The organism is Nocardioides secundeburneus (genome assembly GCF_039939255.1).
Classification (GTDB): Bacteria; Actinomycetota; Actinomycetes; order Propionibacteriales; family Nocardioidaceae; genus Nocardioides.
In genome coordinates, this window is record NZ_JBDUUE010000004.1 from 452,602 (window position 1) to 474,565 (window position 21,964).

Below are 21,964 nucleotides of genomic sequence, written 5' to 3' on the forward strand. Positions count from 1 at the left end.
AACGTCCGTGGGGGTGGCACTCTCAGCGCGATCGCGCGGAGAGTGCCACCCGTCCGGCTACTCCGCGAGCTCGCGCACGGTCGTGATCCGGTGGACGGCGAACGAGCGGACGTCGTCGGCGCGGTGGTCGCGGGCGGTGAGCGTGCCGCCCTCGACCGAGATCGGGTCGACGACGCGGTCGCCCGAGACGCCCTGGTTGTCGACGTAGCCGATGAGCACGGTCGAGCCGGACTCGATCGCCGTCCGCAGCGCCGCGAGGGCGCCGGCCGGCGTCAGGGGCGCGGACGACGGCGGGCGGGCCGCGGCGGCGCGGTCGCCCGACCGCACGGCGGCGACCACGGCCGCGACGCGTGCCGACTCGCGCACCGAGCGGGCCGACGTCCCGCGCTCGCGCGGCAGCCGCGCCCGGAGCACGTCGGGCCGGGTCACCTGCACGGTGCCGTCGGCGGCCTCGACGACGGGCGCCGCGCCGAGGTCGCGCAGCCGGGGCAGGAGCACGTCGACGGGGGTGTCGCTGACCAGCACGGTCGGCGCGATGCGTCGCAGGCCGAGGCTGCGCGCCTGGGGGTGGTGGAGCAGCTCGCTGAGCGCCGACTCGTCGTCGGCGCGCAGGAACGACTCGGCGGCGCCGACGCGCACCGAGCCGAACGTGCGCACGGTGTCGTCGACCAGGTAGGTCAGCGGCTGCGGCACCGGCGTGCGCGACACGGCGGCGAGGAAGGCGTGCAGCTCGACGGCGGTCCAGCCGACGTCGAGCGCGCGGCGCACCGACGACGGCGTGAACCGGTAGACCGTCGCGCCGCCGCGCGACTCGACGTCGGCGACCAGCTGGAGGCGGCGCGCCAGCTCCGACTCGAGCGGGCCGGGCGCGACGGCGGTGAGGTCGGCCTGCACGAGCACGTGGTCGACCGGCTCGGGCAGCAGCGCCGCGAGCACGGGCTCGGGGTCGCCGCCCTCGACCAGGACGCGGGCGTAGGACGCCAGCCCGCCGAGACCGGTGACGCCGATCGTCGCGGCCTCGGACGCCGTCCAGGCGACGTGCTGGGTGCGGGTGCGGGGTCGGCGGGGCCGGTGCCAGGCGACCTGCTCGACGAGCGAGGGCAGGCCGGTGGAGGCGGCGAGGACCTGGCCCGGGGCCATCGTGGCCAGGGCCGCGAGCGTGCCGGCGCGGGTCTCGGCGATGGCCGGCGACGCGAGCTCGGCCGTGAGGGCGTTGCGGGTCTTGCCGGCCTCGTCGCGGGTGCCGACCAACGCCGGCAGGCGCGGGCTGGCCAGCCAGGCGCGGGCGAGCACCAGCCAGCGGGCGGCGGCGGGCTCGTCGAGCCAGGTGTCGAAGGCGTCGGTGGGCACCCAGACGGCGTCGCCGGTGGCGTCGGCGCGGCTGCCGAGCAGGCCGGCCGCGGCGGCCACCTCGACGACGAGGGCGGCGGTGGGCTCGTCGACGGCGAGCAGGGTGGCGGTCGCCCGGAGGTCTCGCACCCCGAGCCCGCCGCTGCGCAGCACCCCCGGCGGGTGCGAGCCCCAGTGGTCGAGCAGCAGCTCGACGCGGCGCGCCAGCTCGAACGCCGCGCCCGCCGCGACCTTGTCGACGAGGTCGGCCGAGCGCTCGGCCGTCGCCAGCGGGGGGACGGCGTCGACCGGCTCGGCTGTGGTGTGCCCGCCGAGCAGTGCGATCGCCACCTCGCCGGGCAGCTGGACGACGCCCGACCCGCCGGGCTGGGGCACCAGCAGGCGGCGTGCGATGAGCTCCTCGGCCGGGCTCGCGGCGTCGCCGGGCCGCACGGTCAGCCGGGCCGAGCCGGCCTGTGCCTCGCCGCCGTGGGTCGCGACGTGGTCGAGCATGGCCCGCGCCGCGGGGGAGAGCTCGGCGATGCGGGCGGCGACGACGTCGGTGGGGGGCGCGTCGGCCGAGCGGGGCCGCAGGCCCGACCCGCCCGGCCCCAGCGCGAGCACCTCGGCCACCCCGGAGACGACGCGGAGCCCGCCGCTGGCGTGCCACACCAGAGCCAGGTCGAGCAGTCGCTGGAGGGTCGCGTCGACAGCGGGCGGCCGGGCGTGAATGATGCTGCGCACGTCGGCGGCCGTGGTTTGGCCGGCGACGACGAGGGCATCAAGGACCGAGAGCTCGAGTCGGGTCAGGGTGTCGAGCGCTCGCGAGAGCGACGACCGCACCGTGGCCCGCGACGCGAGCTGACCGAAGTCGTGAGGGGCAGGTGTGGTGAGGTCAGGACGGGCGACGAGCAGGCGAGCCAGCCGGTCGTCGTCCCAGCTGCGCAGCTGGTCGGCGAGCGACCGGTGCCCGGTGCCGTGCGTCGTGGCCATCGGCCCAACGGTAGGACCACGGCCGTGACCGCCGTCGAGCTGCACCACGGAGCGGCCACCGACGTCGGCCGGGTGCGCGAGGTCAACGAGGACTCCTACCTCGTCGCCCCGCCCGTCTTCGTCGTCGCCGACGGCATGGGCGGCCACGACCGCGGCGACGTCGCGAGCCGCATCGTCGTGGAGGAGTTCGCCCGTCTCGCCGACGGCGGCTACGACCCCGCCGGCGGACCCGGGCTCGTCGCCGACACGCTGCTCGCGGCCCAGGCCCGCATCGGCGAGTACGACGCCCACCAGCGCGCCGACGGGGCACACGGCTTCGCCGCCGGCACCACCGCGGTGGTCGCGCTGCTCATCGAGGAGTCCGGCGAGTCGAAGTGGCTGCTGGCCAACCTGGGCGACTCCCGCATCTACCGGGTGGTCGACGGCGTGCTGGAGCAGGTCTCGGTCGACCACAGCGTCGTCCAGGAGCTCATCGACCAGGGCGTGATCACCGCCGACGACGCCGCCGTGCACCCCGAGCGCCACATCATCACCCGCGCGCTCGGCGGTCGGGGCAGCGTCGAGGCCGATTACTTCGTCATCCCGCTGGCCGGGGCCGAGCGGCTGTTGCTGTGCTCCGACGGCGTCAGCGGCATGATCGACGACGCCGCCATCGGCGAGATCCTGACCCGTACCGCCGACCCCCGCGACGCCGCCGACCGGCTCGTCGCCGCCGCTGTCGCGGCCGGAGGTCGTGACAACGCGACCGCCGTCGTGGTCGATGTGGTGGGATTGGCCGACGACCGTCCCTACGACTCCGACGCGCAGCGCACGAGTCTCGAGCAGAAGCTGGGAGCACTGCCATGACCTCTCCGGTGACCGACCCGGCCCCCGACGCGGCCCTGGGCGCGTGGTCCTACCGGCCCGGCTCCTGGTTCGGCGTCTTCGGCGCCGCGACCACACTGCTGTTGCCGGCCTCCGAGAAGGCCCGCGTGGCCGAGCTGTGGTCGCGCATCGACGACGGCGCCGACTTCGACGACGTCCTCGACGTGCTGCTCGCCTCGGGCCTGGGCGTGCTGCCCGGGTTCGTGCTCGTCGGGCAGGGCGAGGGCCCCACCAAGATCCTGGTCCGCGGCGCCTCGGTCCGCGCGACGATCACCAGCGCCCACGGCACCGAGGAGCTCGACGGCTCCACGGTCACCACGTGGGTCGAGCGCACGCTGCCCGACGTCACGGCGCTGTCGGTCTCCGTCGACGGCGGCGACCCCGCCTCGGTCGACCTCGCCATCCACGGTGGTCTGGTGCGGGTTGGTCGCGTCGACCACCCGCCCCACGTCGAGCCGGTCGACGAGCCCGAGCCGGCCCCGGCGGCCGTCGCCGCCCCCGTCCTCGACGAGGAGCCCGACCCGGTCGAGGCCGAGACCCTCGCCCCGGAGCCCGAGCCGGAGCCAGAGTCCGAGCCCGAGGTGGTCGAGCTCGGCGCCGAGCCGGCCGAGTTCTCGACGCCGTCGCTGCTCGACAAGCCGTCCGAGCCCGAAGCCGACGTCCCCGTCGAGGAGGACACCGTCGCGCCGCCCGAGACCGAGGTCCTCGAGCTGCCGGGCGACGACGCCGACGCCCTCGACGAGCCGTCGCCGTTCGACCACGAGGCCGACACCGACGCGGTGACCCCGGGCTCGGGGCCGCTGCCGCCGATGCCGTCGGCCCCGCCGATGCCGCCGACCCCGCCGGCCTGGCCCGGGGCCACGCCTCCGCCGCCCCCGCCGTTCGCGCCACCGACCGCGCCGCCGCCGTCCGCACCCCCGCTCGACGCGCCCACGACGCCCCCGCCGCCGCCCTTCGAGGCGCCCGCCGAGGCGCCGTCCGAGCCGTCGTTCGGGGCGGGCGACGACGCCGACGAGCCGCACGACCACGACGGCCTCACGCAGGTCGGCGTCGACCCGTCGGAGTTCGCGCGCCCGCAACCCGGCATCCCCGGTCAGCCGATGACCAGCGGCGTCACCCGCCCGGTGGCCAAGCTGGTGATCTCGAGCGGCGAGACGATCGAGGTCGACCGGGTCGTGCTCATCGGCCGCGCCCCCGAGGCGCGCCGGTTCACCACCACCGACCAGCCCAAGCTGGTCACCGTGCCGAGCCCGCTCCACGAGATCTCCTCGACGCACATCGAGGTGCGTCCCGGCTCGGGCGCCGACCACGGCAGCGCCGTCGTCACCGACATGGGCTCGACCAACGGCACCGTGCTGGTCCAGCCGGGCCTGGCGCCGGAGGAGCTCAAGCCGGGCATCGCCGTGCAGCTGATCCCCGGGGCGACGATCAACCTGGGCGACGGCGTCACGATCCAGGTCACGCATCCTTGACCGACGACCCCAGCGACAGCCCGTGAACGCCCCCGCATCCCGCGCGGTGACCAGCTACCCCGCCGCCGAGCTCGACCGACGCTTCTACGCGTTCGCGATCGACCGGCTGGTCGCCTGGGGCCTGTTCGCCGGTGTCGGTTACCTCGCGTGGGCCTTCCTGCTCGACGACGGCAAGACGGTCGCGGGCATCGTCGTCATCGTCGCCACCGTGCTCGTGGTCTCGCTCGTCTACGCGGTGCTGCTGGGCGTGGCCGGCATCTCGCCGGGCAAGGCGGCCGTGGGGCTGCGCGTCGTGCGCTACCGCGACGGCAGCCCGATCGGCATCGGCAAGGCCCTGCTGCGCACCGCGGTGCTCGGCATGTTCACGCTGCCGACGCTCGGCCTCGGTCTCGCCACGCTGGCCTGGACGGCGGTCATGGACCCCGGCGGACGCCGCCGCGGCGGCCACGACCGCATGAGCGACTCCGTGGTCGTCGACGTGCGCCCAGAGCCGGTCACCGAGGTCGACGACGACCGTCCGCGCGCGATCGTCAACCTGACCGCCATGCGCCTCATGCCCTCCTCCACGCCCGCCGGGGCACCGCCCGTCCCGGTGCCGCAGCGCGCCGAGCGGCCCGTCGTCCCGCAGCCGGTGCCACCGGCCCCGCAGCCCGCGCCGGTCCGGCAGCCCGTCGTCCACCAGCCGCCGCCCGCGCCCGTGCGTGCGACTCCTACGCCGACACCTACGCCGACCCCCACGCCCACGCCGGTCCCGTCGGTCGACCAGGGGCCGACGGTCGCGCCCGTGGCGCCCACGCCGGCGGCGCACCGGGCCGACCCGCCCGGTGCCGCCGCGCGCTGGCGGGTCAGCTTCGACACCGGCGAGTCGTTCGTCGTCGAGGGCCTGGCGCTGGTCGGACGCCGTCCCGAGCCCCGCGACGGCGAGCCGGTGCAGCACCTGGTGCCGTTGCGCTCCTCCGACATGTCGCTGTCGAAGACCCACGCGCAGTTCCAGGTCGTGCCCGACGGCGCCCTCGTCGTCATGGACCGCGGCTCGACCAACGGCTCCGTCGTCGTGCGCCAGGGCGTGTCGAAGTCACTGACCGCCGGGCGGCCCTCGACGCTGATCGACGGCGACACCGTGCGCTTCGGCGACCGGACGATGGTCGTCGCCAAGGACGCCTGAGGACGGTCCCGATGAGCTTCGAGCACGCGCACACGGTCACCACCGCAGCCACGCCCGAAGCGATCTGGACGCTCTGGTCCGACCCCGACACCTGGTCGTCCTGGGACCCCGCCGTCGTCGCGGTCGACCTGCACGGCGGCTTCGAGGAGGGCACGACGGGCACCCTGACGCTCGCCGGCCCGATCGAGGTGCCCGTGCTGCTCGCCATCGTCGAGCCCGGACGCCGCTACCTCGACCAGCTCACCCTGGGCGACCTCGTCATCCGCGTCGACCACGTCGTCGAGCCACTGGCCGACGGCGGCAGCGAGGTGGTCGTCTCGACCACCATCGACGGTCCCGGCGCCGACGACGTCGGCCCGGTGGTCACCGCCGAGGCCCCGCTCGCCCTCGCGGCCCTCACGGCCGCGGCCCAGGAGCTCTGAGCTTGCGCAGATCGACTAGTAGCGGCACGCCGCGACAGTTCCGCCCGCGCCACTGACCGGGTGCCGAGGTCGGCCTCCCCAGGCGGCACGCCGCGCGCGAGCTCCGCTCGCGCCGATCAGGGAGCGTCGGGTACGTCGTCGAACACCTCGGGCCGGCCGATGAACTCGGCGTGGTCGAGGGGCCAGACGAGCGTGAAGACCTTGCCGACGACGTTGTCCATCGGCACGAAGGGCCGGTCGGGGTTGTTGCGCGGCAGGACGGGCTGCTCGGGGTCGCAGCGGCTGGGGTCGGGCTGGTTGCAGAACCGGTCGGAGGAGTCGGCCGAGGCGCTGCGGTTGTCGCCCATCACGAACAGGCGGTCGTCGGGCACGGTCACCTTCCAGCCGCGCTCGCAGCCCTGCTGGTTGAACGGCATGGGGCCGTCGCACACGAGGCCCTGGGCGACGAAGCTCTTCTCGTCGACGGCGACGCCGTTGATCTTGAGCCGGCCGTCGTCGTCGCAGCACTCGATGGTGTCGCCCGGGGTGCCGATCACGCGCTTCACGAGGTGGCCACCGGTGGGGTAGAGCCCGATCTTGGCCAGGCCCTTGGCGAGCAGGGTCTGCGGCCCGGTCTCGGGCCCGGTCAGCCACCCGCCGGGGTCCTCGAAGACGATGACGTCGCCGCGCTGCGGCTCGCCGCCGAACCAGTAGGACGGCTTCTGCACCAGGATGCGGTCGTTCTCGACCAGGCCCGGCTCCATCGAGCCCGACGGGATGTAGAACGCCTGCACGAAGAAGGTCTTGATGATCAGGGCCATGCCGAGCGCGACGACCAGCAGCACGATGGTCTCGAGCCACAGCGGCGCCCGACGCTTGGGCGCGGGCTCGTCGGCACCGTCGGCCTCGACGTCGTCCGGCGCACCCACGACGGACGCGTCGTCGCGAGGCTGCTTGTCCAGGGCGGGCCGGCGAGGCTCGTCTTCTTCGGGCACGACGGCGAATGTACGCCAGGGGTCCTCGCGGCGGACCATCGCGCGGGCAACCTCGACCGTGGTTGCATCGGACGATGGAGTCCTACGCCCGGGGTGAGACCGACCAGCCGTTGCTCGACGAGACCATCGGCGCCAACCTCGACCGCACGATCGCCGAGCACGCCGACCGCGAGGCGCTCGTCGAGATCGCGACCGGACGCCGGTGGACCTGGGCCGAGCTCGGCCGCGAGGTCGACGCCGTCGCCCGCGGCCTGGTGGCGAGCGGGCTCGAGGTCGGCGACCGGGTCGGCATCTGGGCGCCCAACTGCGCCGAGTGGACGATCGCGCAGTACGCCACCGCGAAGGCCGGCATCGTGCTGGTCAACGTCAACCCGGCCTACCGCACCCACGAGCTGGCCTACGCGGTCAACCAGAGCGGCATGCGGTGGTTGCTGGCGACGTCGATTTTCAAGACCAGCGACTACCGGGCGATGATCGACGACGTCCGCGACGAGTGCCCCGCGCTCGAGCGGGCGGTCTACCTCGACGGCGACGGCGACGACGGCTGGACGACGCTCGCCACCGCCGGCGCCGACCTGCCCGCCGACGCGCTCGCCGAGCGGGCGGCCGGGCTGTCGCCGTCCGACCCGATCAACATCCAGTACACGTCGGGCACGACGGGCTACCCCAAGGGCGCGACGCTCAGCCACCGCAACATCCTCAACAACGGCTGGTTCACCACCGAGACGATCAACCTGACCGCCGACGACCGGCTGTGCATCCCGGTGCCGTTCTACCACTGCTTCGGCATGGTGATGGCCAACCTCGGCTGCACCAGCCACGGCGCGACGATGGTCATCCCGGGCCCGGCGTTCGACCCCGCGGTCACGCTGCGCGCCGTCGAGGAGGAGCGGTGCACGGCGGTCTACGGCGTCCCGACGATGTTCATCGCGATGCAGCACGACCCGTCGTTCGCCGAGCGCGACCTGTCGAGCCTGCGCACGGGCATCATGGCCGGCTCGATCTGCCCGGTCGAGGTGATGAAGCGCTGCGTCGACGACATGCACATGGCCGAGGTGTCCATCGCCTACGGCATGACCGAGACGTCGCCGGTCTCGTGCCAGACCCGCGCCGACGACGACCTCGACCGCCGGACGTCGACCATCGGGCGCGCCCACCCGCACGTCGAGATCAAGGTCGTCGACCCGGTCACCGGCGAGACGGTCGAGCGCGGCGAGACGGGCGAGTTCTGCACCCGCGGCTACTCGGTCATGCTCGGCTACTGGCGCGACGACGAGAAGACCGCCGAGGCGATCGACGCCGACGGGTGGATGCACACCGGCGACCTCGCCGTCATGCGCGACGACGGCTACTGCAACATCGTCGGCCGCATCAAGGACATGGTCATCCGCGGCGGGGAGAACATCTACCCGCGCGAGATCGAGGAGTTCCTCTACACCCACCCCGACGTCGAGGACGTCCAGGTCGTCGGCGTCCCAGACGAGAAGTACGGCGAGGAGCTGTGCGCCTGGGTGCGTCTGCGCGCCGGGGCCGCGCCGCTCGACGCCGACGGCGTCCGGGCCTTCGCCTCCGGCAAGCTCGCGCACTACAAGATCCCGCGCTACGTGCTGGTCGTCGACGAGTTCCCGATGACGGTCACCGGCAAGGTCCGCAAGGTCGAGATGCGCGAGAAGTCGGCCGCCGAGCTCGGCCTGTCGTCGTCCCCTCCGGTGGGGTAGTCCCTGACGTACTCGTCGTCCTGGCGCCGGAAGAGCGACAAGAACGTCCGGGACTATCGCGCCGTCCACTCCTCGCGCAGCAGGCCGTAGACGGCGGTGTCGCTCCAGGCGCCCTTGCCCCACCAGTCGCGACGCAGGTGGGCCTCGTGCGTCATGCCGAGGCGCTCGAGCAGTCGGGCCGACGCGGTGTTGCGCGGGTCGAGCTGGGCGTGCACGCGGTGGCAGCCGAACAGGCCGAAGGCGAGGTCGACGACGGCGCGGGCCGCCTCGGTGGCCAGGCCGCGCCCGGCGACGGCGGGGGAGAAGACGTAGCCGAGCTCGGCGACCGTGCGCCGCTCGCCGCCGGGCACGCGCAGCATCACGTCGCCGACGACGGCGCCGTCGAGCTCGGCGACGAGGGTCATCATCCAGGCGCGGTCGGGATCGGCCGACGGCTCGCGGTCGAGGTCGGCGCGCCACCGCTCGACGCGCGCCTCGACCCCGTCGCGGTCGAGGACGCCGAACGGCAGGTAGCGCGTGACGTCGTCGCGGCTGCAGTAGGCGAGCACGGCGTCGACGTCGTCGGGCGTGCCGGGCCGCAGCACGAGGCGCTCGGTGCGCAGCGGCAGGACGGCGGTCAGCTCGGCGAGGGTGGGCAGCGTCACCCGGTCATCATCGACCGACGACGACCGGCAGGCTGGTGCGGGTGCCGGTGGCGCCCCGCCACACGACGTAGCCGTCGTCGGTGCGGGGCCCGCCGTCGGCGACGCGCACCCGGAAGGTCGCGCTCTCGCCCGGGCCGAGCCGGACGGCGGCCGGGGTGACGGTGACCGAGCGGCGGAAGCCCTCGGCGCTGGAGGAGAAGTAGAGCGAGCGCCTCGTGGTGTTGGTGATCGTCCGGCGGGCGACGAGCCGGCCGTCGGTGAGCGCGATCGAGGGTGTGTTGACGCGGCGGCGCGAGCCGTCGAGCCAGGCGCGGTAGTCGTCGGCGTCGGCCAGCACCGCGAGTCCCGGACGGCGGGCGCGGCGCGGCTGCAGCACCCCGGCCCCGCTGCGGCGGACGGCGTCGCCCTGCGGTCGCGCGGTGGTGACCAGCGCCGATCGGACCTCGGCCGGCGTCAGGCCGCGGGCGAGCAGGGTGGCGGCGACGCCGGCCGCGCGGGCCGTGGCCGCCGACGTGCCGCTCGCGACGCTCCACGAGCCGCCGGGTGCGGCGGCGACGACGCCGGTGGCCGCGGCGACGAGGTCGGGCTTCACGAGGCCGCTGCCGCGCCCGGCGGAGCCGGAGAAGGCGGCGACCCGGGCGCGCCGGTCGAGCACGCCGCGGGGTTCGAGGCGGACCCGCCCGGCCGGGTGGCGTCGGGCCCACCGCGACAGGGCCCGGCTCTGCGCCTGGCCGAGGTGGACGGTCGGCACGCTGTGCACATCGGCGTCGATCGAGCCGCGGCCGCGGTTGAGCAGCACCATCGCGACGCCGTCGGCCAGGGCGACCGCCCGCGACTTGTCGACGCGGCCGACCCCGCCGCGGTCGCACAGGACCACCGCGTCGGCCACCCGGGCGGCGTCGAGGCTGCCCGGCACGCATCGACGCGCGGCGGAGCGCGTGGAGCCGTCGGCGACGGCGTCGACCGCCCGGACGACGCGCGCCGGGCCGACCGACCGGCGCGCCAGCATGGCGCCGGCGAGGCGGCGTCCGTCGGGCAGGACGACGCGGCCGCGGGGCACGTCGGCGGTCGAGGCCCCCACGGTGACGACCCAGGGCGTGGCGTGCGCGACCGAGCCGGCGCCGCGGTTGCCGGCCGCGGCCACGACGACGACGCCGCCCTCGGTGGCCCCGAGCAGCGCGCGCTCGAGGACGTCGACCCGCGAGGGCCCGCCCACGGCGAGCGTGAGCACGTCGACGCCGTCGGCGGTGGCGGCGTCGACGGCGGAGACGAGGTCGGCGGCCGAGCAGCCGTCGTCGGCGGGGTCGGGCGCGCTCCAGCACGCCTTGTAGATCGCGAGCCGGGCGTCGGGGGCCTGGCCGCCGAACGCGCCCACGCGCTCACCGTCGACCTGCACCGGCACGTGGGCGTTGCCCGCCACGAGCGAGGCGGTGCGGGTGCCGTGCCCGTGGTCGTCGCGCGGCGAGACGCTGCTGGACGCGCGCAGCCGGTCGGGGCCGAACCCGTCGACGTAGTGGCTGGCGCCGACGATCTTGCCGTTGCACTCGGCGGGGTCCCACGACGGGCCCGCGTCGCAGGTGCCCGTGAAGGGCACCCGGCCGCGGTTGGCGGTGCGCTGGGAGAAGACGGGGCTGTCGGGGGCGATGCCGGAGTCGACGACGCCGACGACGACGCCGTCGCCACCGCGATCGGGGCTCGCCCGGAGACCGCGCAGCGGCGCGGCGTCGGGTGCCGCGACCGCGGCCATGGGCCGCACCGAGTCACGCTCGACCGCCGCGACCGCGCCGGAGGCCCGCAACGCCGCGACCTGCTCGGGCGTGAGACGTGCCGCGAAGCCGTTGAGCGCCGTCGTCCAGCGGTAGGCGGTCGGTGGGCTGCCGATGCCGGCGAGCAGGTCGTCCTGCTCGGCGGCGACCTGCTCGGCGACCACCGGGCGGGCCAGCGGCCCGGGCACGCCCGAGGCGCCGGGGCTGACGAGCGAGACGAGGTAGAGCGGTGCCTGCTCGCCACGCGCGGCGACCACCGGTTGCGCCGACGACGGGCCTGCGACGGCTAGCGTGGTGGTCGCGAGCAGCGCGGCGACAGGCCCGGCCACGAGGGTCGCGAGTCGCATGCGTCACCCCTCTCCACGGTGCCGTCGGACGTCGGAAATTCCCATTCTGACGCACGAGCCCCACGCGTCGCACCTTCCTGTCCCTTTCTAGGCTGGGACGCGTGACCGCACCCCTGGTCGTCGGGTTCGACCTCGACATGACCCTCATCGACACCGCGCCGGGCTTCGCCGCCGTGCTGCAGGCCCTCGGCGACGAGCTCGGCGTCGCGTTCCCGGTGGCCGAGATGACCGCGGCCCTCGGCCCGCCGCTCGACCTCATGCTCGAGCCCTACCTGCCGGCCGAGGCGATCCCAGCCGCCGGCGACCGGTTCCGCGCGCTCTACCCCGACCACGCGGTCGCGAGCGTGCCGCTGCTGCCGGGCGCGGCCGAGGCGCTGGCCGCCGTCCGGCGCCACGGGGGGCGGGTCCTCGTCGTCACGGGCAAGTACCCGCCCAACGCCCGGCTCCACCTCGACCACCTCGAGGTCGAGGTCGACCTGCTCGAGGGATGGGTCTGGGGCGTCGGCAAGGCCGACGTCCTGCGCCGCGAGGGAGCCACGATGTACGTCGGCGACCACGTGCACGACGTCGAGGGCGCGCTCGCGGCCGACACGCTGTCGGTCTCGGTGCTCACCGGCGGCTGCACCCGCGCCGAGCTCGAGGCCGCCGGCACCCACGTCGTCCTCGACGGCCTGGGCGACTTCCCGGCGTGGCTCGACGAGCACGTCGCCGGAAACCGCTGAGGCTCGCCGCGCCGGGTGACCTAGGCTTGGCCCTGCCCGCGGGACGACCCGCGGGCTTCGACGTGGTGACGTAGCAGAGAAGGACGAGTGCGGTGCCCAACGGCAAGGTGAAGTGGTACGACGCCGACAAGGGGTTCGGGTTCTTGTCGCAGGACGACGGCCCCGACGTCTACGTGCACTCCGACTCGCTCCCGGCGGGCACGAGTGCCCTCAAGCCCGGCACCCGGGTCGAGTTCGGCGTGGCGCAGGGCCGCAAGGGCGACCAGGCCCTCCAGGTCAAGATCATCGACGCGCCCGCCTCGGTGAGCCGCAACCAGGCGCAGGCCCGCCGCAAGCGACCCGACGAGATGGCCCCGATCGTCGAGGACCTCATCCGCGTGCTCGACGGCGTCGGCGAGGCCTACCGCCACGGCCGGCACCCCGACGCCAAGGCTGCCCGCCCCGTCGCCAAGCTCCTGCGCGCCCTCGCCGACCAGCTCGACGCCTGACCCGCTCGGCGCCTGACCCGCTCGCGGTCGGTGCTGCCCGGTCGCGCGATCGACCGACCTGGCTGCCTCGGCGGGGACGCGGCGACTCAGTCCTTGCGCAGGGACGGCGGCGGGGTGCGGCGCGGGTCGACCGGGCCGGAGCGGCCGGCCGGCGGTGCCGGACGACGTCCGGTGGCGGCCGAGCGGCGCGAGCCGAGCACGAACACGGTCCACGCGGCGAGCACGGCGAAGGCGATGCCGAGGCCGAGGCGCGGCACCTGCGGCAGGGCGATGCCGACGAACCCGCCGACGACCCAGGCCAGCTGCAGGGTGGTGTCGCTGCGGGCGAACGCGCTCGCCTGCACGTGCACGGGCACGCCGCTCTGGATGGTCGAGTCGAGCGAGACCTTGGCCAGCGACTGGGCCAGCCCGGCGACGAGGCCGAGCAGGCCGATGATCAGCACGCCGTAGAACAGCGTGCCGGCGAGCAGGATCGCGGCGTCGGCGATCAGCGCGACCATCACGGTGACGGCCGGGTTGATCCGCTTGAGCACCGAGGCCAGGAAGATGCCGATGGCGTTGCCCGCGGCCGCGCCGCCGACGACGAGGCCGAGCAGGATGGTGGGGCCGGGGATGTCCCAGAAGAGGAACGAGACGTCGTCGCGCCAGCCGTCGAGCGGCTCGTCGCGCAGCAGGAAGACCATGTACATGGTCAAGAAACCCGACAGCCAGCGCGGGCCGACGTTGGCCCGCAGCGCGAACGCCACGGCCGACGGGATCTGAGTGCCGCGGCGCTGACCGTCCTCCTTGCGGAGGGTGACCGACTGCTCGCCCTCGGTGGAGTCGACCTGGGCCGGCAGCAGGATGGCCGCGACCGTGCCGGCGGCGAAGACCAGGAAGGCGTAGCGCAGGGTCCACTCGGCGCCGAACGTCGCGGCGAGGCCGGCGAGCGGAGCGGAGAGAGCGCCGCCGACGAGCCCGGCGAGCGAGACCCGGCCGTTGGCCTTCACGAGCGTGAAGTCCTCCGGCAGCAGGCGCGGGACGGCGGCCGCCCGGGTGACGCCGTAGGCCTTCGACGAGACCAGGACGCCGAGCGCGAGCGGGTAGAGCAGGGCGGAGTCGTCGGCGACGGCGCCGGCCAGGAGCAGGCAGAAGATGCCGCGGATCGCGAACGTGGCTCCGATGGCCCACCGACGCCCGTGGCTGAACCGGTCGAGGAACGGGCCGATCAGAGGCGCGACGACGGCGAACGGCAGCATCGTCAGGCCGAGGAAGAGCGCGACCTGGCCGCGGGCGTCGCTCGTGGCCCCGGCGAAGAACACGGTGGTGGCGAGCGAGATCGCGACCGCGGCGTCGCCGGCGGCGTTGGCGGCGTGCAGGTAGATCAGCCGGTTGAGGCCCGACTGCTCGGCGCCCTGCGCGTTGGCCGCCCGCTTGGCCTGGCCGACGGCGTAGCGCCCGAAGCGTCCGCCGACCCGGGCGGTGGCGCGGACGCCACGCGCCGTCGCCTTCGCGCCGGTGCCGAGGCCGTGCCCGACGGCGCGGGCCCGGTCGGCTCCCGAGGGCGGGTGGTCGCCGGGGTGCTGCGGGTCGGGACGTCCGTCGCGGTCGTAGGGCCGCGTGATCGGGCCGAGGTCGTCGTCGTAGGGCAGGCGCCCCTCGCGTCCGCCCTGGGGCGGGTCGCCGGGGCCGTGGGTCATGCCGCCATCTTCCCCGACCCGGCCCGGGCCACGCCACGGACCCGCCGCCCGACCTGACACGAGCGGGACCGATCCGTCACACTGGCCCCCGTGACGACGTCCACCCTCCTGCGCCCCCAGCCCGACTCGGTGGCCGCCCGCGCCGTCGCGGTCGCCCGCACCGCGCTCCTCGAGGAGACCTCCGCCGCCGAGGTCGGCGAGCACCTCGGTGTCGAGGCCGAGACCGAGGCCGAGCGCACCGTCACCCACGTCTTCGAGTGCCGTCGTCCCGGCTACGTCGGCTGGCGCTGGGCGGTCACGGTCGTGCGCGCCTACCGCCAGAAGGAGGTCACGGTCACCGAGGTCGTGCTCGTCCCCGGCGCCGAGGCCATCACCGCGCCGCCCTGGGTGCCCTACCGCGACCGGGTCCGCCCCGGCGACATGTCGCCCGGCGACCTGCTCCCGGTCGACGACGACGACCCCCGCCTCGTGCCGGCCTACTCGTTCGGCGACGACCCGCTCGACCCCGACGACAAGGCCCAGGTGCGCGACGTCGCCCGCGAGCTCTACGCCGGACGCGTGCGCGTGCTCTCGCCCGAGGGCCGCGACATCGCCGCCCAGCGCTGGTACGACGGCGACGGCGGCCCCGACACCCCGCTCGCCCAGGCCGCCCCGCAGCAGTGCCACACCTGTGGCTTCCTCGTCCGCCTCAGCGGCCCGCTCGGCCGCGACTTCGGCGTGTGCGCCAACGGCGTCGCCAACGACGACCGCACCGTCGTCGCCCTCGGCCACGGCTGCGGCGCGCACTCGGAGGTCCAGCTCGCCAAGAAGCACGAGCCCCAGCCGCTGCCCGACCACGTGCTCGACACGACCGCCCAGGACGACCTCGAGCGCTTCTGACCTCTGGGTCGAGGCCTCCGGCGGCTGGTGCCGCCGGCCGAGCCGACCTAGGCGGCCGGGTCGTCGAGGGCGAGGTCCTCCTCGAGCTCGTGACGGGCCTTGCGCCGGCGTCGGCAGTACTCGATGCCGAACAGGCCGAGGGCCATGCCGGTCAGGCACATCCACAGCCACCAGGTGTGGCCGTCCTCGCGCAGCTGGCCGTAGAAGGGGAGCAGGCCGACGAAGCCGAGGAAGAACAGGCCGGTGCCGACCTCGACGGTGCGCACGCCGTCGACGTCGAGCGGCTCGACGTCGGCGAGCAGGTAGGTCTTGTTCCTGAACTCGTGCTGCATCGGCTGGTCGTCGCGGAGCTCCACGCTCCTACGGTAGCCCGAAACACGGCGGCAACCATCGTGACGTCGGTTGCTGCCAGGGTGGGCACATGGCGACGACCCTCGACGGCTACTTCCAGATCACCGAGCGTGGCTCGAGCGTCGCGCGCGAGGTGCGCGGCGGCCTCGTCACGTTCTTCACGATGGCCTACATCGTGGTCCTCAACCCGCTCATCCTCGGCTTCGTGCCCGACGCCGACGGCAACTTCCTCGGCGCCGACCCCGGCGGCGAGCCGAACCTGGCCGCGATCGCGGCCGGCACGGCGCTCGTCGCCGGCGTCCTGACGATCCTCATGGGCGCGGTCGCCAACTTCCCGCTCGCCATCGCCACCGGCCTCGGGCTCAACGCGTTCCTCGCGGTCGCCGTGGCCTCGCAGATGACGTGGGCCGACGCGATGGGCCTGGTGGTCATCGAGGGCGTCGTCATCCTGGTGCTGGTGCTCACCGGGTTCCGCGAGGCGGTCTTCCACGCCGTCCCCGTGCCGCTCAAGGTGGCGATCTCGGTCGGCATCGGGTTGTTCATCGCGCTCATCGGCTTCGTCGACGCCGGCTTCGTGCAGCGCATCCCCGACGTCGCCCAGACCACGGTGCCGGTGCAGCTCGGCCAGACCGGGCAGCTGTCGGGCTGGCCCGTGCTCGTCTTCGTCCTCGGGCTCGTGCTGCTCGTCGCGCTGTGGGTGCGCAAGGTCCCGGGCGCCATCTTGATCTCGATCGTGGTCACGACGGCGGTCGCCATCGTCGTCGAGGCGATCGGCCACCTCAGCGACGGCGACGGCCCGGGCTGGATGCTCACCGTCCCGGCGTTCCCCGACAGCTGGCCCTCGCCCGACTTCGGCACGCTCGGCGAGTTCAACCTGCTCGGCGGCTTCGACCGCGCCGGCGTGGTCGTCGCGCTGCTGTTCGTGTTCACGCTGCTGCTGGCCGACTTCTTCGACACGATGGGCACGATGACCGCGGTCGGCGCCGAGGCCGGGCTCAACGACGAGGACGGCGTGCCGCCCGGCACGCAGAAGATCCTGGTCGTCGACTCGATCGCCGCGGCCAGCGGTGGGCTCGGCGGCGTCTCGTCGAACACCTCCTACATCGAGTCGGCCTCGGGCGTCGGCGAGGGCGCCCGCACCGGCCTGGCCTCGATCGTGACCGGGGTCTGCTTCCTGCTCACCATCTTCCTCGCGCCGCTGGTCGAGATGATCCCGTCGGAGGCGGCCGTGCCGGCCCTCGTGCTGGTCGGCTTCTTGATGATGCAGCAGGTCACGGGCATCGACTGGACCGACCTCGAGATCGCGATCCCGGCGTTCCTCACCATCGTGCTGATGCCGTTCACCTACTCGATCTCGGTGGGCATCGGTGCGGGCTTCCTCGCCTTCGTGGTCATCAAGGTGGTCGTCGGCAAGGCCGGCGAGATCAAGCCGCTGATGTGGATCGTCGCCGGGTTGTTCGTCGTCTACTTCGCGATCAACCCGATCACCGACCTGCTGACCTGACGACCGACCGTCCCTGCGTCTGCGAGCTGCCCTCGACCCCCGACGTCGGGTCGCGCGACCACTCGGGGTCGACCGCGCCGGCGTACCACGGGTCGTAGCTGTGCGCGGCCTCGTTGACGTCGTCGCCGTGCCCGTCGACGATGCGGCCGAGGTTGTAGAGCGACTCGGTGTCGTGGTCGAGGTAGCGGCTGTGGGCCTCATCGAAGTCCGGGTGCCAGGCCCGGTCGGTGTTCTCGGCCTCGAACCGGGTGGCGCCGAAGTCGTCGGACGACGGGTCGCGGCCGAGGCCGAGCCCGCCCTTGCCGATCCAGCCCTCGTCGCCGACGAACGCGACGCCGTCGCGGCTGTCGCGGCCGACGAAGACGTGGTCGGCGCCGACGCCGAGGTCGCCGGCGTCGTGCGCCGGGCCGGCCCCCGGGCTGCCGATCAGGACGACGTCGTCGGCGTCGAGGTCGTGGTCGGCCGCGGCGTACGACGTGGCGGTCGAGCCGTAGCTGTGCCCGATCGCGGTCAGGTGGGCGGGGTCGTCGGGTCGTGAGGCACGCAGGCCGTCGACCATCTCGGCGAGCCGGCGTCCGCCGTCGGCCGCCCGGGCCTCGCCGAACGTCGCGGGGTCGGTGGGGCTGTCGGGGGTGTCGTAGCCGAGGTAGAACATCGTGGCCACGCTCGACCCGTCGCCGGCGAACCGCGCCGACTCGTACAGGTTGGCCATCTGCCCGGTGTAGCCCGAGGTGTCGGCCATCTCGGTCTTGATGCCCGGGGTGAACACGGCGACGTCGTGGGCGGTGTCGAGGTCGCCCACCGCGACCGCCACCCGGCCGTCGCCGTCGAAGGCGCCGGGGTCGTAGAGGTAGAGCTGGCCGCCGGGCCGCTCGCCCGTGATCGGGTCCTCGACATCGTCGGCCCGCTCGAGCGCCCGACGGGTCTCCTCGGCGTTGTCGAGCACCCGACGCTCGGCGTCGGTGAGCGTGCCGTCGTCCTCCTTCGCGCGCAGGGTGGCGAGGTCGTCGGCCAGGAGCACGCGGTTGGCCTGGTCGCGCGCGTCGGCCGGCAGGCCGTCGGCCGAGCCGATGCGGCCGGGGTACAGCGCGATCACCGCCTCGCGCTCGGCGTCGGTCAGGTGCTCCCACCAGTCCCGCACCTGACCGGGGGAGGCGCCCGGGCCGGGCGCCCCCGGGCGGTCCATCACCCGGTCGGCGGCGTGGGTGCCGCCGCCCTCGCCCGAGACGGCGTCGTCGAGACCGGCCCCGGAGCGGAAGGACTCGACGAGGAGGTCCTCGGCGGCACGCACCCGTACCTGCAGGGCGTCGTGGTCGCGGGTCAGCTCGCGGTAGTCGGCCCGGAGCTCCGCGGCGCGCTCGCGCAGGGCCTCGACCGCGTCGGTGCCGGGGTCGACCGCGGCCTGCACGTCGGCGACGAGCTGCGTGCGTCGGCCGTCGAGCGACTGCTTGAGGTCGACCAGCCCGTGCCACTCGCGCCGCAGGTCGCGCAGGGTGTCGGCGTAGGCCGCGACGTGCCGGGCGACCCGGTCGAGCGTGCGGGACATGCCCTCGTGCTGGTCGGCGAGCCGGGTGGTCTTGGCGACGTAGGTGGCGCGGGCGTCGAGGTCGAACCCGCCGAGCGGCACGACGTGGCTGCGGGCGTTGCCGCCGACGTCGTCGAAGCGGCTCGAGGCGGCGAACAGCGCCTCGGCGAGCGACTCGGCACCGCGGACGTCGCCCTCCGGCTCGACGATGCGCGCCGGCACGGACGGCGGGATCTCGACGGTGGTCACCGCGAGGCCCCGAGCGAGCCGTCGACGGTCTCCATCGTCTGCGCGACCTCCGCGTCGGTGACGAAGGCGTCGGCGCAGACAGAGCGCAGGGCCTCCGCCATGCCGGTGCAGACCTGCTCGCTCTCGTCGGCGTGGCCGGCCCACGCCGTCCGGAAGGCGCTGGCGGCGCCGACCGCGCGGGGCGGCATCGACGACAGGTCCAGGCCCCGCAGGGCGCGACCCACGCCGCGGACCAGCTCGGCGTCGTCGTCCCACCCGTCGGCGGCCTGCTCGACGAGGGCCCGGTCGAGGCGGAAGACGGTCACGACGCGTCGTCCGACCACCGGACGTCGGGCGTGCGCAGGCGCAGCACGAGCCGGGAGACCGTCGGCGCCAGCACCAGCATCAGCTCGGTGCGCCGGCCGGCGTCGACGTGGCTCGCGAGCACGCGCGGCATCCCGCCGGGTGGCGCAAGCACGTGCCACCCGCTCTCGACGAGTCGGTCGCGGGCCCGGTCGAGCGCAGCGGTGGTGGCCGCGAGGTCGGCCCCCTCGAGACGTCGGGTCACCTCGCGCCGCCGCGTGCCGCGGGCGCTGCCGCCGACCCAGCGTGACGTCGCCTCGGTGGGCTCGTCGACGACGACGGCCCGCCACCACAGGTCGGCCAGCCCGTCGGCCCTCGCCGCCTCGGCGGCGGGCTCGACGAGTGGGGCCGGGGCGTCGTCGGGTGGGGGACCGGTGGCGTCGTCGGGGGGCAGCAGCACGATGTCGAGGTCGGGGTGCCGGCGCCGCACCACCGACCAGAAGGGGTCGTCGGCGACCTGCGCGGCGGCCTCGGGGCCGCTCCGGAGTCCGTTGCTCATGCCAGGTGACCTACCCGCCCCCGAGCGCGGTAACCCGGCGACCTGCGTTCTCCACAGGCCCGGGGAATGCTTAGCAAGAGTAATGAGTTACGCTAATGACATGCCTACCGTCGAGAAGGTCGCCCGCACCGACTCCGGGCTCGCGAGCGAGCTGCGGATGTCGGTCATGCGGCTGCGCCGTCGGCTCGCCGTCGAGCGCCACCCCGACAACGACCTCAGCCTCAACGCGATGGCGGTGCTCTCCGGCCTCCACCGCTTCGGCGACCTCACCGTCGGCGAGCTCGCCACCCGCGAGCGGGTGCAGCCGCCGAGCATGACCCGCACGGTCACCTGCCTCGAGGACGACGGCTACGTGCGCCGGCGCCGGCACGAGAGCGACGGCCGCGTGGTCGTCGTCGAGATCACCGACCTCGGCCGGCAGACCGTGCTCACCGACCGACGCCGCCGCGACGAGTGGCTCGCCCGACGGCTCAAGGACCTCACCCCCGACGAACGCGCCGTCCTCCGCGAGGCGGCCCCCATCCTGGAAAGACTGGCCAACGCTGAATGACCACCCCACGACGTTCTTCGTCTCCTCCGCTGCGCTCCTCCGACGAACAACGCCGCGGGGGCCCCGGATCATGAGCCCCACCTTCCGTGCCCTGCACAACCACAACTACCGCCTCTACGCCGCCGGCTCCCTGGTGTCCAACACCGGCACCTGGATGCAGCGGGTGGCCCAGGACTGGTTGGTGCTCACCCTCGGCGGCGGCGGCACGGCCCTCGGCATCACCACCGGACTCCAGTTCCTGCCGGTCCTGCTGCTCTCGCCCTACGCCGGCGTCATCGCCGACCGGTTCCCCAAGCGCCGCCTGCTCCAGCTCACCCAGGCCTCGATGGGCGTCATGAGCCTGCTGCTCGGCGTCCTCGCCGTCACCGGGTCGGCGCAGATCTGGATGGTCTACGTCATCGCGTTCGCCTTCGGCGTGGGCTCGGCCTTCGACGGCCCCGCCCGCCAGTCGTTCGTCTCCGAGATGGTCGGCCCCGACGACCTCACCAACGCCGTCGGCCTCAACTCGGCCAGCTTCAACCTGGCCCGGTTGCTCGGCCCGGCGCTCGCCGGGCTGATGATCCACGCCCTCGGTGACGGCAGCCGCGCCACCGGCTGGGTCATCCTGATCAACGCGGTGTCCTACGCGGCGGTGATCGGCCAGCTCGAGCGCATGGACCGGCGCGCGCTCCGCTCGCCGAAGCCCACCGGACGCCGTCCGGGAGCCCTGGTCGAGGGCGTGCGCTACGTGCGCAGCCAGCCGCGCATGGTGATGATCCTGGTGCTGGTGTTCTTCGCCGGCACGTTCGGCATGAACTTCATGATCACCTCCGCGCTCATGGCCACCCAGGAGTTCGGCAAGGGGGCGGGGGAGTTCGGCGTGCTCGGCTCGGCGCTCGCCGTCGGCTCGCTCGCCGGTGCCCTGCTGGCCGCCCGCCGCGAACGCATCCGCCTGCGCCTGCTGGTGCTGGCCGCGGTCGGCTTCGGCACGGCCCTGCTCGTCGCCTCGGCGCTGCCCACCTACCTCACGTTCGCGCTGTTCAGCCCGGTCATCGGCTTCTGCACGCTGACCATGCTCAACTCGGCCAACGCCACCATCCAGCTCAGCGCGGCCCCCGAGCTGCGCGGTCGTGTGCTCGCGCTCTACATGACCATCGTGATGGGCGGCACCCCGATCGGCTCGCCGGTCATCGGCTTCGTCGGCGAGCACTTCGGGGCCCGCTGGACGCTCGTCTCCGGCGGCCTGCTGACGCTCGTCGGCGTGGTCGCCGCCGTCGCGGTCTACGCCCGCATGACCGGCGGGTGGCGCGCCCTGCTCGCCGAGACCCGGACGCCGTCCGGGCGCCGGACGGCTCCCGCCGACCTCGAGCTCGCCACGGCCCGCTGACCCGGCGGGCCACCCCGCCGCCGGCGGCGGCTCGCTGGTTTTGCCCGCCCGAACGGCGCCCGGTAGTCTCGACACTCGTGTGTCTGGCTCGTCCGGGCACCTCTCGTCAGCCCAGA

At 74.5% G+C, this 21,964-nt stretch carries 20 protein-coding genes; 11 read left to right on the plus strand and 9 right to left on the minus strand.

Features of this window, described 5'->3' with window-relative positions:
* Positions 1-57: 57 nt before the first annotated feature.
* Positions 58-2,322, minus strand: coding sequence for a helicase-associated domain-containing protein (locus tag ABFT23_RS13160; protein ID WP_347895855.1), 2,265 nt, complete (start codon positions 2,320-2,322; stop codon positions 58-60).
* 24 nt (positions 2,323-2,346) lie between these two features.
* On the opposite strand from ABFT23_RS13160, the gene ABFT23_RS13165 reads away from it, so the two are divergent.
* The 4 genes from ABFT23_RS13165 to ABFT23_RS13180 are packed head-to-tail and all read left to right on the plus strand — an operon-like array spanning position 2,347 to position 6,245.
* A complete protein-coding gene (locus tag ABFT23_RS13165) occupies positions 2,347-3,168 on the plus strand; it encodes a PP2C family protein-serine/threonine phosphatase (RefSeq protein WP_347895856.1) in 822 nt (273 codons plus the stop codon).
* Positions 3,165-4,658 carry an FHA domain-containing protein gene (locus ABFT23_RS13170; RefSeq protein WP_347895858.1) on the plus strand — a complete coding sequence of 498 codons (1,494 nt, stop codon included), beginning with the start codon at positions 3,165-3,167 and terminating at the stop codon, positions 4,656-4,658. The genes ABFT23_RS13165 and ABFT23_RS13170 overlap by 4 nt, the downstream gene beginning before the upstream one ends.
* 22 nt (positions 4,659-4,680) lie before the next feature.
* A complete protein-coding gene (locus ABFT23_RS13175) occupies positions 4,681-5,823 on the plus strand; it encodes an RDD family protein (RefSeq protein ID WP_347895860.1) in 1,143 nt (380 codons plus the stop codon).
* Between the two features lie 11 nt (positions 5,824-5,834).
* Entirely contained in the window at positions 5,835-6,245 is a 411-nt protein-coding gene (locus ABFT23_RS13180) for an SRPBCC family protein (RefSeq protein ID WP_347895862.1), read from the plus strand.
* 116 nt (positions 6,246-6,361) lie between these two features.
* Here the strand turns inward: ABFT23_RS13180 and lepB are convergent, their stop codons facing one another.
* A complete protein-coding gene (gene lepB, locus ABFT23_RS13185) occupies positions 6,362-7,219 on the minus strand; it encodes a signal peptidase I (protein WP_347895864.1) in 858 nt (285 codons plus the stop codon).
* 74 nt (positions 7,220-7,293) lie between these two features.
* Between lepB and ABFT23_RS13190 the strand changes: the two genes are divergently transcribed.
* On the plus strand, positions 7,294-8,937 hold the full coding sequence (locus ABFT23_RS13190; protein ID WP_347895866.1) for an AMP-binding protein: 1,644 nt from the start codon (positions 7,294-7,296) through the stop codon (positions 8,935-8,937).
* A gap of 53 nt (positions 8,938-8,990) precedes the next feature.
* On the opposite strand, the gene ABFT23_RS13195 is transcribed toward ABFT23_RS13190, so the two are convergent.
* Entirely contained in the window at positions 8,991-9,581 is a 591-nt protein-coding gene (locus ABFT23_RS13195) for a GNAT family N-acetyltransferase (RefSeq protein ID WP_347895868.1), read from the minus strand.
* 7 nt (positions 9,582-9,588) lie between these two features.
* Entirely contained in the window at positions 9,589-11,694 is a 2,106-nt protein-coding gene (locus ABFT23_RS13200) for a S8 family serine peptidase (protein WP_347895870.1), read from the minus strand.
* 101 nt (positions 11,695-11,795) lie between these two features.
* Here ABFT23_RS13200 and ABFT23_RS13205 point away from each other — a divergent pair, with 101 nt between their 5' ends.
* Both ABFT23_RS13205 and ABFT23_RS13210 read left to right on the plus strand, forming a co-directional pair.
* Positions 11,796-12,416, plus strand: a complete 621-nt coding sequence (locus ABFT23_RS13205) for an HAD family hydrolase (protein ID WP_347895872.1) — start codon at positions 11,796-11,798, stop codon at positions 12,414-12,416.
* Between the two features lie 92 nt (positions 12,417-12,508).
* On the plus strand, positions 12,509-12,904 hold the full coding sequence (locus ABFT23_RS13210; RefSeq protein WP_347895874.1) for a cold-shock protein: 396 nt from the start codon (positions 12,509-12,511) through the stop codon (positions 12,902-12,904).
* An 86-nt stretch (positions 12,905-12,990) separates the two neighbouring features.
* Here ABFT23_RS13210 and ABFT23_RS13215 read toward each other — a convergent pair whose 3' ends face one another.
* A complete protein-coding gene (locus ABFT23_RS13215; RefSeq protein WP_347895876.1) occupies positions 12,991-14,583 on the minus strand; it encodes an MFS transporter in 1,593 nt (530 codons plus the stop codon).
* Positions 14,584-14,673: 90 nt separating this feature from the next.
* Here ABFT23_RS13215 and ABFT23_RS13220 point away from each other — a divergent pair, with 90 nt between their 5' ends.
* Positions 14,674-15,462 carry a DUF3027 domain-containing protein gene (locus ABFT23_RS13220; protein WP_347895878.1) on the plus strand — a complete coding sequence of 263 codons (789 nt, stop codon included), beginning with the start codon at positions 14,674-14,676 and terminating at the stop codon, positions 15,460-15,462.
* 47 nt (positions 15,463-15,509) lie between these two features.
* On the opposite strand, the gene ABFT23_RS13225 is transcribed toward ABFT23_RS13220, so the two are convergent.
* A complete protein-coding gene (locus ABFT23_RS13225; protein WP_347895880.1) occupies positions 15,510-15,818 on the minus strand; it encodes a DUF2530 domain-containing protein in 309 nt (102 codons plus the stop codon).
* 65 nt (positions 15,819-15,883) lie between these two features.
* Here ABFT23_RS13225 and ABFT23_RS13230 point away from each other — a divergent pair, with 65 nt between their 5' ends.
* Positions 15,884-17,317 carry an NCS2 family permease gene (locus tag ABFT23_RS13230; protein WP_347895882.1) on the plus strand — a complete coding sequence of 478 codons (1,434 nt, stop codon included), beginning with the start codon at positions 15,884-15,886 and terminating at the stop codon, positions 17,315-17,317.
* Here the strand turns inward: ABFT23_RS13230 and ABFT23_RS13235 are convergent.
* From ABFT23_RS13235 to ABFT23_RS13245, 3 genes are read right to left on the minus strand one after another with little or no spacing between them, the layout of a single operon-like run.
* Positions 17,298-19,091: an alpha/beta hydrolase gene (locus ABFT23_RS13235; protein WP_347895884.1), complete on the minus strand. Its 1,794-nt coding sequence runs from the start codon at positions 19,089-19,091 to the stop codon at positions 17,298-17,300. The two genes, ABFT23_RS13230 and ABFT23_RS13235, sit on opposite strands and share 20 nt — an antisense overlap.
* Positions 19,088-19,396, minus strand: a complete 309-nt coding sequence (locus ABFT23_RS13240) for a hypothetical protein (protein ID WP_347895886.1) — start codon at positions 19,394-19,396, stop codon at positions 19,088-19,090. The genes ABFT23_RS13235 and ABFT23_RS13240 overlap by 4 nt, the downstream gene beginning before the upstream one ends.
* Positions 19,393-19,932 (minus strand): hypothetical protein, encoded by a 540-nt coding sequence (locus tag ABFT23_RS13245; RefSeq protein ID WP_347895888.1) that lies wholly within the window; start codon positions 19,930-19,932, stop codon positions 19,393-19,395. Before ABFT23_RS13245 ends, ABFT23_RS13240 begins: the two co-directional genes overlap by 4 nt.
* 100 nt (positions 19,933-20,032) lie before the next feature.
* Here ABFT23_RS13245 and ABFT23_RS13250 point away from each other — a divergent pair, with 100 nt between their 5' ends.
* Both ABFT23_RS13250 and ABFT23_RS13255 read left to right on the plus strand, forming a co-directional pair.
* The gene (locus tag ABFT23_RS13250; protein WP_347895890.1) at positions 20,033-20,482 is read left to right on the plus strand and encodes a MarR family winged helix-turn-helix transcriptional regulator; all 450 of its coding nucleotides are present in this window, start codon (positions 20,033-20,035) and stop codon (positions 20,480-20,482) included.
* A gap of 70 nt (positions 20,483-20,552) precedes the next feature.
* A complete protein-coding gene (locus tag ABFT23_RS13255; protein ID WP_347895892.1) occupies positions 20,553-21,848 on the plus strand; it encodes an MFS transporter in 1,296 nt (431 codons plus the stop codon).
* Positions 21,849-21,964: the final 116 nt, after the last annotated feature.